The following is a 13,575-nucleotide window of genomic DNA, read 5'->3' as shown; positions in this document are numbered from 1 at the left end:
GCATCAACTCGATGTGAGCGAGCATATATCGACCTTGTTTACACGATCGGGACGCAGCACCGCGTCAGTCCTCGGGACCGAACCACCGCCGGCGCACCGAGAGCAGCTCCACCTCGGGGTGTCCCGCTGCGGCGCGCTCGCACCGATCGAGGATCTCGGAGACGTGCGGCTGATCGGGGCCGACCACGCCGACCCCGATCACCGCACGACGGTGCAGGTCGTGGCCGCCCACCTCGGCCGCGCTGACGGAGAACCTCCGCAGCTCGGCGAGGATGGGCTTGACCACCGACCGCTTCTGCTTGAGCGAATGCACATCCCCGAGCAGCAGATCGATCTCGAGGGCGCCGATGAACATGGGCGAGGCCGTCAGGTGCGCGGCTTCTCGACCAGCTCGTAGGTCTCGATGACGTCGCCGACCTTGATGTCGGAGTACGACAGCGTCAGACCGCATTCGTAGCCCTCGCGGACCTCGGTCGCATCGTCCTTCTCGCGCTTGAGCGAGGTGACGGTGAGGTTCTCCGCCACCACGGTCGAGTCGCGCAGCAGGCGCGCCTTCGCATTGCGCCGCATGATGCCCGACTGGACCATGCAACCGGCGATGTTGCCCACCTTGGACGACTTGAAGATCGCGCGGATCTCGGCCTGGCCGAGCTCCTTCTCCTCGTAGACCGGCTTGAGCATGCCCTTGAGCGCGGCCTCGACCTCGTCGATCGCCTGGTAGATCACCGAGTAGTACCGGATCTCCACGCCCTCGCGGTTGGCGAGCTCGGTGGCCTTGCCCTCGGCACGCACGTTGAACGCGATGATGATCGCGTTCGACGCGGACGCCAGGTTGACGTTGGTCTCGGTGACACCACCGACACCGCGATCGATGACGCGCAGCTGCACCTCGTCGTCGATCTCGATTCCGAGCAGAGCCTCTTCCAGAGCCTCCACGGTGCCGGAGTTATCGCCCTTGAGGATGAGGTTGAGCTGGCTCGTCTCCTTGAGCGCGGCATCGAGGTCCTCAAGCGAGACACGCTTGCGCGAGCGGGCCGCCAGGGCGTTGCGCTTACGCGCCGCGCGCCGGTCGGCGATCTGCCGGGCGATGCGGTCCTCGTCGACCACGAGCAGGTTATCGCCTGCACCGGGGACCGACGTGAAGCCGATGACCTGCGCCGGACGCGACGGAGTCGCCTCGGTGATGTCGTCACCGTTCTCGTCGACCATGCGCCGGACGCGACCGTAGGCGTCGCCCGCCACGATCGAATCGCCGACCCGCAGGGTGCCGCGCTGGATGAGCACGGTGGCCACGGGACCGCGGCCGCGGTCGAGGTGGGCCTCGATCGCGACGCCCTGCGCGTCCATGTCGGGGTTGGCCCGCAGGTCCAGCGAGGCGTCGGCGGTCAGCAGCACCGCTTCAAGCAGTGCCTCGACGTTCGTGCCCTGCTTCGCGGAGATGTCGACGAACATGGTGTCGCCGCCGTACTCCTCGGGAACCAGGCCGTACTCGGTGAGCTGGCCGCGGATCTTCTCCGGCTGCGCGCCCTCCTTGTCGATCTTGTTGACCGCCACCACGATCGGGACGTCTGCGGCCTGCGCGTGGTTGATCGCCTCCACCGTCTGCGGCATGACGCCGTCGTCGGCCGCGACCACGAGGATCGCGAGGTCGGTGGCCTTCGCACCACGGGCACGCATGGCGGTGAACGCCTCGTGACCCGGGGTGTCGATGAAGGTGATCAGGCGCTCGTCGCCGTTCAGCTCAGTGAGCACCTGGTAGGCACCGATGTGCTGCGTGATGCCGCCGGCCTCGCCCTCGCGGACGTTGGCCTTGCGGATCGTGTCGAGCAGTCGGGTCTTACCGTGATCGACGTGGCCCATGACGGTGACCACCGGCGGACGGTACTCGAGGTCTTCCTCGCCGCCCTCGTCCTCGCCGTAGGTGAGATCGAAGCTGTCGAGCAGCTCACGGTCCTCGTCCTCGGGGCTGACGACCTGGACGACGTAGTTCATCTCCTCGCCCAGCAGCACGAGGGTCTCCTCGTTCACCGACTGGGTCGCGGTGACCATCTCGCCCAGGTTGAACAGCGCCTGGACCAACGATGCGGGGTTCGCGTCGATCTTCTCGGCGAAGTCGCTCAGCGAGGCACCACGAGCGAGACGGATGGTCTCACCCTGGCCGCGCGGGAGCCGAACGCCACCGGCGATCGGCGCCTGCATGTTCTCGTACTCGGCGCGTTTCGCCCGCTTCGACTTGCGGCCGCGACGCGGCGCGCCGCCGGGACGACCGAACGCACCCGCGGTACCACCGGGACGTCCACGACCGCCGCCACCGGGACGACCGCGGAAACCACCCGCGGGTGCTCCGGTGCCGCCGCCGGGCCCACCGCGGTAGCCACCGCCACCGCCGCCGGGACGACCGCCGGGCCCACCGCGACCACCGGGGCCGGGGCGGCCCTGGGCGGCCGGACGCGCAGCCCGCGAGGGCATGGCGCCGGGGTTCGGGCGGGGAGGCATGCTGCCGGGCGTCGGACGGGGTCCACCGGGACCGGCCGCGGGGCGACCGCCCTGGGGACGGGGTCCACCCTGACCGGGTGCGGGACGGGCGCCACCCTGCGGACGGGGACCGCCCTGACCGGGTGCGGGACGCGCACCGCCCTGCGGGCGCGGACCTCCGGGGCCCGGCTGCGGACGGGGTGCACGCTCGACGGGAGCCTGCGAGGAGAACGGGTTGTTGCCGACCTTCGGGGTGCGCGGGCCGGGCTTGGGGCCCGCCGGACGCGGACCGGGCCGCGACGGCGCTGCCGGGCGATCCTCGGTCGAGGGTGCCGGGGCGCTCGCGGCGGGAGCCGCGGGTGCGGCCGGCGCCTCGGGCGCGGGGGCTGGCTCCGCCGCGGGTGCGGACGGACGGGGTCCCGGGCGCGCGGCGGCGGGCTTGGGAGCCGCATCGGACGACGGGGCGGGGGTGCTCGCGGCCTTGGGGCCGGGCTTCTTGGCCGGGGCGGGCCCCGGCTTCGCGCTTGCGTCGGACTTGGATCCGTACGACTCGCGCAGGCGTCGCGCGACGGGTGCTTCCACCGTCGACGACGCGGACTTCACGAACTCGCCCTGCTCACTGAGCCGTGCGAGAACTTCCTTACTGGTGACACCGAGCTCTTTAGCCAACTCGTGCACACGGGCCTTGCCTGCCACTACTCTCCTCATCTGCGAGGTCGAGGGCACTGGAAAGGTCCCGCCGACCTCGGTTAGTTACACCGATTGCCGTTCATCGCTGGTGCTTCACGGTTTGCTCATGTCTTCAGCTCGATTCCTTCGATTCTTCCGTCCGGTGGTCACTGCAGACCGACCGTCTTCAGACCGTTGTCAATAGTAGCGCGTCCTGGCAAGTCGATTCACGCCAGGGAGTCGTCCAGCGGACCGGATACCCGCAACGCCCGCCGGAACGCGTTCCGGCGGCGTGCCAGCGCGATGCATTCCGGATGGTCGTGCAACCACGCCCCGCGGCCCGGCAGCCGGTGCCGCGCGTCCACGACGACGGTCCGCGCACCGTCGAGCGGGGCCGACGCGACCAGGCGGATCAGCTCCGTCGCCGGGGCCCTGCGCCGGCATCCGATGCAGGTGCGGACCGGTTCGCTCACTCGGCGGCGGCAGGATCGGCATCGGACCGGATGTCGATCCGCCAGCCGGTGAGCCGGGCGGCGAGGCGGGCGTTCTGCCCTTCCTTGCCGATCGCGAGGCTCAGCTTGAAGTCGGGGACGACCACGCGGGCCGCCTTCTCCTTCGGGTCGACGATAGTGACCGACACCACCGACGACGGGGAGAGCGCATTGCCCACGAACACCGCGGGATCGTCGTCGTAGGCGATGATGTCGATCTTCTCGCCGTCGAGATCGCTCATCACGTTGCGCACACGCTGCCCCATCGGGCCGATGCACGCGCCCTTGGCGTTGAGGCCCGGAACGGAGGTGCGCACGGCGATCTTGGAGCGATGGCCGGCCTCGCGGGCCACCGAAGTGATCTCGACGCTGCCGTCGGCGATCTCCGGGACCTCGAGCGCGAACAGCTTCTTGACCAGATTCGGGTGGGTGCGCGAGAGGGTGATCTGGGTGCCGCGCTGGCCGCGGCTCACCCCCACCACGTAGAACTTCATCCGGTCGCCGTGCTCGTAGTTCTCCCCGGGCACTTGCTCGGCGGGCGGGAGCAATCCCTCGTGCCCCTCGCGCTCGCTGCCGATGCGGACCACCACGAAGCCGCGGGCCGCGGCGCGGGCATCGGCCTGCACCACACCGGAGACGACCTCGCCCTCGTAGACGGCGAATTCGCCGAAGGTGCGGTCGTTTTCGGCGTCGCGCAGGCGCTGGGTGATCAACTGGCGGGCCGAATCGGCGGCGATGCGGCCGAATCCCTCAGGGGTGTCGTCCCATTCGGTGATGATGTTGCCGTCGGCGTCGAGCTCCTGGGCGAGCACCTTCACCTCGCCGGTGCGCCGGTTCACGTCGATCCGAGCGTGCGGCTCGTGTCCCTCGGTGTGCTTGTAGGCGGTGAGAAGCGCGACCTGGATGGCCTCGATCACGGTCTCGACGGAGATGTCCTTCTCCGCTTCGATCGCCCGCAGGGTCGCCATGTCGATGTTCATCTAGTCCTCTTCTCCAGTCGTCGGGTCCACCGGTTCGGCGCCCGACAGCACACGCCCGGGCGTGATGCCCGAGAGTTCCAGTTCTTTGGGGTTCGGCTTGCGGAACTCGACTCGCACGGCGGCCGCAGCCACATCGGCGAGTGCGAGGTCCCGGGTGCTCGGTGCGGCGCCCTTGACGCCGGGAAGCACGACGGTGACCGAAGTCTCATCGTCGGACAGTGGGCCGATCCGCGCGAGCAGGGTATCGCCGCCGGCCAGTTCGATCGCGGCCTGCCGTCCCCGGGCGCGTCGCCAATGCCGGGCTTCGCGCAGGGGTCGCTCGGCCCCCGGGGTGGTGACCTCGAGAGTGAAGGCCTGGCCGCCGAAGACGTCATCGGCGCCGTCCACGGCGTCGGAGAGGGTGCGGGCGAGATCGGCGAGCACATCGAGCGTGGGACCGGCGTCGGAATCGACCACGACGGCGATGACCGATTTCGGGCCTGCGTTCGTGATCCGGATCTGCTCCAGATCCAGTCCGGCATCTGCCAGGTGAGGTGCGATGACGGTGCTGACCGCCGCTTCGTCGTATGCCATACGCGCCTCCCTGTGAAATTGTCACCGGACACATCGCCCCGTGCCGAACGCTCCGATCAGTGTACCCGCGAAGCGACTCGCCGCGACCACGGTCCGCGCGGTCCCCCTAGACTCGTCAACCGTGCGCCCCGAACCCGAGCAATCCCGTCGCGGCACCGTCGACCGGCGAACCGCGCTCACGTCCGCGCTCGTCGCAGGCGGTGCCCTGCTGGGCGCGTCCGCCCTCGCGGGCTGCGCGCCCGAGGAGAAGGCCGACGATCCGCAGGCGGTCCGGCTCGAAGCGGCGGCCCGAGCGGCGCAGGCCGATGCCGATGCCGCGCGCGGGCTCGCGGTTCTCGACGGCGCGGTCGGGCCGCAGATGCGCTTGATCGCAGACCAACGCGGCCAGCACGCGAGCGCGCTCTCCGACGAGTTGTCCCGGTACCTGCGCACGCCGACGTCGGTGACACCGGCGCCGACGTCCTCCCCGGCACCAGCGGGTTCGGTGAATCGGCAGAATTTCGCGGCACAACTGGCGCGTTCGGCCAAGGACGCCGGCGATGCGGCGGTCGCAGCATCGGGTTATCAGGCGGCGCTTCTGGGTTCGGTGGCGGCGGCCACCCGCGTGCATGCCGAGGTGGTGCTCGGATGACCCCCGCGCAGGAGGCCGTGGTCGCAGCGCTTCACGCCGAGTACGCCGCGATCTACCTGTACGGCGTGGTGGACGCCTACGCCTCCCCCACCCGGCGGGCCGATATCGCGAAGTTCGCGGCAGAACATCGGGCGCAGCGCGATGCACTGCAGACGGCCCTCGGCGCTGCCGGTGTGCCGGTGCCGGTCGCCGCTGCCGCGTACGCGCCGCCGGAGCCGGTGACCGATCCGGTGAGCGCCGCGAAGGTGGCCGCTGCGATCGAGGATGACAGCGCCGCGGCGTACCGCGGCGTGCTCTCGCGCGGAGACAGCGACGGGCTGCGCCACCTGGGCGTGACGGGGCTCAGTGCCGCCGCGGTACGGGGCGCTCGGTGGCGAGTGGCACTCGGTGTGACGCCGGTGACCGGGCCGTTTCCAGGTATCCGCAGCTGATCCGTCGGTACCTTTACACTTGCGGACATGACTTCTAGCGATCCGCAACAGCCCGGCACCGGGGAGAACGATCCGACGGTGATCGCGCCGCAGGCAGACGGAACCGCGCAGCCCTCGACGGGGGATGCCGAGGCGCCGACCACGGTCCACTCCACGACACCGGATCCGTACGCCGCTCCGGCCGATCCCTACGCCGTATCGAACCCGTACACCGCCCCGCCGAATCCGTACGCTCCCGCGGATCCGTACGCCGCCCAGCAGAACCCGTACGCCCCGTCCGACCCGTATGCGGCCCAGCCGAACCCGTACGCCCCCTCCGACCCGTACGCGGCCCAGCAGAACCCGTACGCCCAGGCGGGCCAGGCGGATCCCTATGCGCAGGCCGATCCGTACGCGCAGGCGCCGCAGGGCGGTGCACTGCCGCAGTACCCGGCCTACCCGAATCCGAACGGCCTCGGCTACCCGACCTACGGTCAGCCCGCGCAATCGGGCACGAATGGCCTGGCGATCGCTTCGATGATCCTCGGCATCGTCTCGCTGCCCGCGTCCTGCTTCTGGGGCTCCGGCCTCCTGTTCGCGATTCCCGCGGTGATCATGGGCTTCATCTCGATGAACCAGACCAAGAAGACCGGCCAGGACGGCTATGGCATGGGCCTGACCGGCGTCATCACCGGCGCCGTCTCGATCCTGCTCGCGATCGCCGCGATCATCTTCTTCATCGCCGTGCTCGCCTCGGACCCGTCGTCGACCGACTACCTACTCGGCGTGCTGCGCTGACATATGTCCAGATGAGGGCCCGCATCGACTGCCGGTGCGGGCCCACCGCCGCTTGAGGAATCGACTCCCATGCGTGCGAGCCGGGTCAGTAGGGCGGCGGCTCATCGTTCCAGCGCGGATCGCCGGGATGTTCGTCGCGCAGCGTCTCCCGTGCACGGCGGTACTTCTCGCGCCGAGCCTCACGCCCAGCGTTACGCAGCTCCACCCGAGTGGGACCATTCGAGCGGGGCACCGCGGGTTTCAGGCGTCGTACTGGTGCGAGCCATTCGATCAGGTCCAGGTCGGGGAACAGATCGTCGCCGGTGACCACAGCCGTGCGGTAGACGTGTCCGGTGGGCGTGTGCCACTCCACTTCTCCACCGGGGAGCACATCGGAAAGCCAGTTCTGCTCGGTCTTGAGCCGATGATGTCGCGGACACAGCGGAACGAGGTTCCCGATCCGCGTCTTCCCGCCCACGGCGTGGTCGCGATGGTTCCATTCGGTGACGTGATCGAGCTGGCACGCGTCGAATCGCACGGCGCAGCCGGGAAACACGCACTCCGGGTAGCGGATCTTGAGGAAGTCAGCCTGCAATGCCGAGGGGCGGTAGCCTGCAACGTCGTGGGCGCACACCCGCGCACCCGTAGGCTTCCCGAGCGAGCGGAATCGGGCCTCGCCGACGCGAGCGATCACCTCGCGCGCCAGGGCGGCGGGAACCGGCTGCCCACCGATCAGCGCGGGCGCATCATCTGCGCCGGCCACGGTGGATTCGTTGAGCACCACAGTCACATCGGCCACCGTCTTCGCCTCGACAGCAGCATGTTTCAGCACCTGCGCCTGCACCTCGCAACCGTCCGATTCGCAGCGGCACCCCAGTGTCTCGTAGCCCTGCACCAAGGCAACCAGACCATCGGCCCGCCGTTCGCCCAGACTCCGCGGATCCTTGCCGCACACCGTGGTGGCGATGCGCTCGACCTCGCGATCCAGGTAGGCCCCGTCCTCACAGAACAAGACTGCGGCCATCTCGGTCAGCCCGTCACGGCGAACGTCGAACCACACCCCGCGCCGCCGAGCACTCGCCGGAACCGGCACAGCATCGGGATCGATCGTGGCGAGCACGCCGTCGGCAAGTCGGCGAGCGGCGCTCTCCGAGACCACGGCCCGCCCGCGGGCCAGCTTGCAGCCGAGGAGCCCGGAGACGGCCTGGTCGTAGCTATGCATCACGGCCGGATCCGTGATCGCCGCGGCGCGGGTGACGACGGCGCGGGCGATGGTCTCGCCGATCCTGCCCTCGTAGAGCATGTCGAACACCAGTGGGGTGCGGTCGCGCAGCGCGAGACTCAGCTCGATCAAGGCACGGGCTGCGCCGGCGCCGCGACCGATCACCGCGCCGACCTCTCCGACCAGCTGATCGAACTCATCGGTGAACCCGGCCCGACAGTCACCTTCCGGCCCCAGAACAGCCGATGAATCAGCCCATTCGGCGTAAATCTGGTCGTGTCGCGTCGCGATCCAGGCGCACCGCCGCGCTACCTCGTGGTTGATGATCCGCGTTGACTCGTCGATCAGCTCGACGACGGAGGTGCGATCGAAGGCGGAGAAATCGCGCCAGAACGGCTCATAGTCGGAGGCCTGTTCCGCCTCGGCGATATTCGAACCATGCATCCCAGATCCCCCGACCTAGCTCTCATGTTCGATTCCACCCCGCCCCCGGACGCCTATCCTTAATGAATTCTGAGAACTCGCGCGCCGCTACAGTCGACCGCCCGCGGCGCCGACCGATCAGCGTGCGGCATCGGCGATCTGCGCGGCTGCCTCGGCAACCGGGATCTCGCGGGACTCCCCCGTGAGACGGTCCCGGAGCTCGACGACACCGTCGGCCCAGCCCCGCCCGACCACGACCACGGTCGGGACGCCCAGCAGCTCGGAGTCCTTGAACTTGATACCGGGCGAGGCCTTCCGGTCGTCGAGCAACACCTGTAGGCCGGCGGCATCCAGCTCAGCGGCCAGCGACTCGGCGCCGGTCCAGGCACCCTCGTCCTTGTTCGCGATGACCACGTGCACGTCGAACGGAGCGACACCCTTCGGCCAACGCAGCCCCTTGTCGTCGTGCTGCTGCTCGGCGATCACGGCGACCAGCCGTGACACGCCGATGCCGTAGCTGCCCTGGGTGAGCCGCACCGGCTTGCCGTTCTCGCCGAGCACATCGACCTCGAAGGCATCGGTGTACTTGCGCCCCAGCTGGAAGATGTGACCGATCTCGATACCGCGTGCGGAGACCAGCGTGCCGCGCCCGTCGGGCGAGGCATCCCCGTCGCGCACCTCGGCGGCCTCGATCGTGCCGTCCGGGGTGAAGTCGCGGCCCGCGGTCAGGTTCGCCACGTGCTGTCCCTGGGCGTCGGCTCCGGTGATCCAGGCGGTGCCGTCGACCACGCGCGGGTCGACGAGATAGCGGACCTCGTTCTGCTGCAGTGCCTTCGGGCCGATGTACCCCTTCACCAGGAACGGGTACTTCTCGAAGTCCTCCGCCTCGATCAGCGCCACCTCGGTGGGCTCCAGCGACGCTTCGAGGCGCTTGAAGTCCACCTCGCGGTCGCCGGGTATCCCCACGCCGAGCAGTTCCCATTCGCCGCCCGGCTCGCGGGTCTTGACCATCACGTTCTTGAGGGTGTCGCCCGCCGTCACCTCGCGACCGAGGATGGAGGCACCGTCGGCGCCCTGGTTGGCCCAGGCGACGAGTGTGTCGATGGTCGGGGTGTCCGGAGTGTCGTAGACCTGCGCGGCGGGCAGCCCGTCGAGCGGGATGGCCGGCGGCGCGGGCGTGACCACGGCCTCGACGTTGGCCGCGTAGTCCGATTCGGTGGAGTGCACGTAGGTGTCCTCGCCCACCGGGCTCACGGCGAGGAACTCCTCCGAGGCGCTACCGCCCATGGCGCCCGAGGTCGCCGACACGATCACATGCTCGATCGCGAGGCGCGCGAAGATCCGCTGATAGGCGGCGCGGTGCTTGGCGTACGCCTCGGAGAGCCCCTCGTCGGAGGTGTCGAAGCTGTAGCTGTCCTTCATCACGAACTCGCGACCGCGCAGGATGCCCGCGCGGGGCCGCTCCTCGTCGCGGTACTTGTTCTGGATCTGGTACAGGATGACCGGCAGGTCCTTGTACGAGTTGTACTCACCCTTCACGGTGAGGGCGAAGATCTCCTCGTGAGTGGGTCCGAGCATCATGTCGGCGCCCTTGCGGTCCTGCAGGCGGAACAGGCTGTCGCCGTACTCCGTCCACCGGTTCGTGGTCTCGTAGGGCTCGCGCGGCAGCAGCGCGGGCAGCAGGATCTCCTGACCGCCGATCGCGTTCATCTCCTCGCGGACGACGTGCTCGACGTTGCGCAGCACCCGCAGGCCCAGCGGCAGCCAGGAGTAGACGCCGGGAGCGATGCGGCGGACGTAGCCCGCGCGGACGAGCAGCTTGTGGCTGGGAACCTCGGCGTCGGCCGGGTCGTCGCGGAGCGTGCGCAGGAAGAGCTGGGAGAATCGGGTGATCACGAGGCCATAGCTTAGTGTGCCCACTGTGCTGATCCTGCTTCCCCCGTCCGAAACCAAGGCCGGTGGCGGTCGCGGTGCCCCCCTGGACCTGAGCCGGCTGACCTTTCCGTCGCTGACGGCCATCCGCGAGCGTCTCGTCGACGCGCTCGTCGACGTCTCGCAGGACGACGGCGCCGCCCGCGCCGCACTCGGGCTGTCGGACGGACAGACCGATGAGCTCGAACGCAATCGGGTGCTGCGCTCCGCACCCACCCGGCCCGCGATCGAGCAGTACACCGGCGTGCTCTACGACGCGCTCGACGTGCGCGGCCTGACCAGGGCGCAGCGCGCGAAGGCGGATGTCCGGCTGGCCGTGGGCTCGGCCCTGTTCGGGGTGGTCGGCGCGGTCGATCCCATTCCCGCGTACCGGCTCTCGTCGGGATCGAAGCTGCCGGGTCTGGGGACGCTGGCCGCCCAGTGGAAGCCCGCACTCGCGGACGCTCTGGCCGAGGCCGATCGCGGGCTCGTGGTGGACCTGCGGTCCGGGGGCTACGCGGCGCTGGGAAAGGTGCCCGGCGCTGTCACCGCCACCGTGGTGACGGAGAGGCCCGACGGGTCGCGGGCGGTGGTCTCGCACTTCAACAAGCATCACAAGGGACTGCTGGCCCGGGCGCTGGTCATCAGCCGCGCCGAGCCCGACGACGCCAAGGGCGTGGTGAAGGTGGCCCAGAAGGCCGGATTGCGCGCGGAGCTCTCGTCCCCCACCGAGGTCACGGTCGTCACCACCGGCTAGTCGCGGCGCGGTTCGTGCCCGAGGTGTCGCCGCTAATCCTCGTCCCGGCGGTGACGACGGGCGCGACGCACGCGGTCGGCCTGGGGCGACGGGGTCGGACGGTGCATCCCATCCTCGGGCAGCGCGTGCCGGCCCCCGTCCTGCGGCGGTACGGGTGGCTGCGGCGGGCGCGGCATCGGCCGACTGGGGCGCTGGACCGGACCGCTCGGTCGCTGCATCGGTTGGCTGGGGCGATGCAGCGGCTGGCTGGGCCGGTTGATGGGCTGGCTCGGCCGGTTCATCGGTGGGCCGGAGCGGGGTCCGGAGGGTCGCTGCGGTGGGACGGGCGGACGCTGGCCCTGGGGCACGTCGGTGCTGTCGCGGTGGATCGGGCCGGACGGTCGCGCCACACCGGCGAGGCCGTCACCCGGCTGCGCGGGCCGGGGCACGGGGCCGCTCGGTCGAGGCGGCTGCGGGCCGGGCTGCTGGCCGTGCGGGGGGCCGGGTCGCGGCGGGGCGACCCGGACGTTCTGCGGGGGTGGGCGCTTGATCGCGAGGAACCGGTCGGTGAAGTACACCGGTTCCGGATCGCCCGGCTTCTCGTTGTACGCCCGATCGAAGTCCTCGCGCCGGATCGCCGCGAACGAACCGGAGGTGACATCGCCCTCCAGCGGCTCCCAATCGTCGTCGACGTCGTCCTCCCCCTCGGTGAAGGCCTGCGCGGGGAACGATGTCGAGTGCACCACGCCGCCGGACTTGCTGGACGCCTCGGCCATCTGCCCTTCGGCGATCTCGGCCGGCGTGAATCGCATGAACGGCACCACCACCAGTCCCGCGATGATGAGGATCACCGCACACGAGATGAACGCGAGACCGTATCCGGAGGCCAGGGCACTGATCTGGTCGGGCGACAGGGTGCTGTGCTTGAGGTGTCCCGTGGTCGGGCCGCCCTCGGCCATGATCCGCGAAGTGACCACCACCTGCACCGAGGCCAGGCCGATGATGCCGCCGAGGTTCTGCCCCACTTCGATGAGCGCCGACATCGGGCCGATCTCGGTGGGCCGCACGCCGGCCAGGGCGCACAGCGGCAACGGCACGATGGCGAATCCCACACCGAGGCCGATGAGGAACACCGGAACACCGATCTGCGGGAAGTAGGCGACGGTCTCGGGTGCCTTGCTCATCAGCGACGGCACGTAGAGGCAGGGGAAGAAGACGATGAGGCCGCCGATGGCGACCAGCCAGCGGGCCTGGATGTACTGGACCAGCTTGGTGCTGGCGGTGATCGAGATGCCCATGCCCACGGCGAAGGGCAACAACGCGAGTCCCGACTGCAGCGGCGAGTAGCCGAGCACCAATTGGAAGGTGAGCGCGACGTAGAAGCCGAGCGTCGGGATCAGTGCACCGCAGACCAGGATGCCGATCATCGCCGCGACCCGGTTGCGGTTGTTGAACAGTGAGAAGGGCAGGATCGGATTCTTGGCGGTGCGCTCGACGACCAGGAACGCGGTCAGGCACACGACGCTCACGCCGAGCGCCGCGTAGACCAGTGGACTGCGCCAGTGCAGCTCCGGCCCGGAGGTGAGCGCGTAGACACCCGCGACACAGCCCGCGACGGCGAGCACGGCGCCCTTGACGTCGAGTGCGTGTCTTCGTTCCGAGGTGGCCTCGTCGAGCGCGAAGTAGCCGCCGATCGCGCAGGCGAGGCCCACGGGCACGTTGATCCAGAACACCAGGCGCCAGTCCCAGGTGGCGAGGAGACCTCCGGCCACGAGGCCCGCGACCGAGCCGAGGCCGGCCATGCCGCCGAAGATGCCGAAGGCCTGATTGCGCGCCTTACCGGGTGCGAACGTGGTCGCGATGAGTGCGAGCGCGGTCGGGCTGGCGATCGCGGCGAAGAAGCCCTGGCTGGCACGAGCGGCCAGCATCCAGGCCTCGCTGGTCGCGAAGCCCGCTAGCGCGGAGGCCACGGTGAACCCGAAGACGCCCAGGATGAACATCTTCTTACGGCCGAAGGTGTCTCCCAGGCGACCACCGAGCAGCATGAACCCGCCGAAGGTGAGCGCATAGGCGCCGAACACCCACACCTTCATGGCATCCGTGAGGTTGAGCGCCTCCTGGATCGCCGGCATGGCCACGAACACGACGGTGCCGTCCAACACCGCCAAGAAGTACATGCCCGAGAGCACGAAGATGGCCAGGCCGAGGGCGTTGCCCTTGACGCGGTACGACGGAGCCTGGGCTCCGGGGGCCATCGTTACGGTCATGGGCTCCGAG

Annotated in this window: 12 protein-coding genes; 4 read left to right on the top strand and 8 right to left on the bottom strand. The window is 69.7% G+C overall.

Annotated elements, in window-relative coordinates:
* Positions 1-64: 64 nt before the first annotated feature.
* From TPAU_RS08605 to rimP, 5 genes are all read right to left on the bottom strand, one after another.
* On the bottom strand, positions 65-355 hold the full coding sequence (locus TPAU_RS08605; RefSeq protein ID WP_013126362.1) for a DUF503 domain-containing protein: 291 nt from the start codon (positions 353-355) through the stop codon (positions 65-67).
* 11 nt (positions 356-366) lie between these two features.
* Entirely contained in the window at positions 367-3,171 is a 2,805-nt protein-coding gene (gene infB, locus TPAU_RS08600; protein ID WP_013126361.1) for a translation initiation factor IF-2, read from the bottom strand.
* A gap of 200 nt (positions 3,172-3,371) precedes the next feature.
* Positions 3,372-3,617 (bottom strand): YlxR family protein, encoded by a 246-nt coding sequence (locus TPAU_RS08595; protein ID WP_013126360.1) that lies wholly within the window; start codon positions 3,615-3,617, stop codon positions 3,372-3,374.
* Positions 3,614-4,615, bottom strand: a complete 1,002-nt coding sequence (gene nusA / locus TPAU_RS08590) for a transcription termination factor NusA (RefSeq protein WP_013126359.1) — start codon at positions 4,613-4,615, stop codon at positions 3,614-3,616. The genes TPAU_RS08595 and nusA overlap by 4 nt, the downstream gene beginning before the upstream one ends.
* Positions 4,616-5,188, bottom strand: a complete 573-nt coding sequence (gene rimP, locus TPAU_RS08585; RefSeq protein WP_013126358.1) for a ribosome maturation factor RimP — start codon at positions 5,186-5,188, stop codon at positions 4,616-4,618.
* Between the two features lie 121 nt (positions 5,189-5,309).
* On the opposite strand from rimP, the gene TPAU_RS08580 reads away from it, so the two are divergent.
* The 3 genes from TPAU_RS08580 to TPAU_RS23705 are packed head-to-tail and all read left to right on the top strand — an operon-like array spanning position 5,310 to position 7,027.
* Entirely contained in the window at positions 5,310-5,819 is a 510-nt protein-coding gene (locus TPAU_RS08580) for a hypothetical protein (protein ID WP_013126357.1), read from the top strand.
* Positions 5,816-6,250: a DUF4439 domain-containing protein gene (locus TPAU_RS08575; protein ID WP_013126356.1), complete on the top strand. Its 435-nt coding sequence runs from the start codon at positions 5,816-5,818 to the stop codon at positions 6,248-6,250. Before TPAU_RS08580 ends, TPAU_RS08575 begins: the two co-directional genes overlap by 4 nt.
* 27 nt (positions 6,251-6,277) lie before the next feature.
* Entirely contained in the window at positions 6,278-7,027 is a 750-nt protein-coding gene (locus TPAU_RS23705; RefSeq protein WP_013126355.1) for a DUF4190 domain-containing protein, read from the top strand.
* A gap of 85 nt (positions 7,028-7,112) precedes the next feature.
* On the opposite strand, the gene TPAU_RS08565 is transcribed toward TPAU_RS23705, so the two are convergent.
* Together TPAU_RS08565 and TPAU_RS08560 are read right to left on the bottom strand one after the other, a co-directional pair.
* Positions 7,113-8,672, bottom strand: coding sequence for an HNH endonuclease signature motif containing protein (locus TPAU_RS08565; RefSeq protein WP_013126354.1), 1,560 nt, complete (start codon positions 8,670-8,672; stop codon positions 7,113-7,115).
* Between the two features lie 117 nt (positions 8,673-8,789).
* Positions 8,790-10,547, bottom strand: a complete 1,758-nt coding sequence (locus TPAU_RS08560) for a proline--tRNA ligase (RefSeq protein WP_013126353.1) — start codon at positions 10,545-10,547, stop codon at positions 8,790-8,792.
* Positions 10,548-10,572: 25 nt separating this feature from the next.
* Here TPAU_RS08560 and yaaA point away from each other — a divergent pair, with 25 nt between their 5' ends.
* Entirely contained in the window at positions 10,573-11,319 is a 747-nt protein-coding gene (gene yaaA, locus TPAU_RS08555) for a peroxide stress protein YaaA (RefSeq protein WP_041944872.1), read from the top strand.
* A 32-nt stretch (positions 11,320-11,351) separates the two neighbouring features.
* Here yaaA and TPAU_RS08550 read toward each other — a convergent pair whose 3' ends face one another.
* Positions 11,352-13,565, bottom strand: coding sequence for an MFS transporter (locus tag TPAU_RS08550; RefSeq protein WP_245537864.1), 2,214 nt, complete (start codon positions 13,563-13,565; stop codon positions 11,352-11,354).
* Positions 13,566-13,575: the final 10 nt, after the last annotated feature.

It is taken from the genome of Tsukamurella paurometabola DSM 20162, from assembly GCF_000092225.1.
Taxonomy (GTDB): domain Bacteria; phylum Actinomycetota; class Actinomycetes; order Mycobacteriales; family Mycobacteriaceae; genus Tsukamurella; species Tsukamurella paurometabola.
The sequence above is the reverse complement of the archived record's forward strand: the minus strand, read 5'-3'. Positions and strand labels throughout refer to the sequence as shown.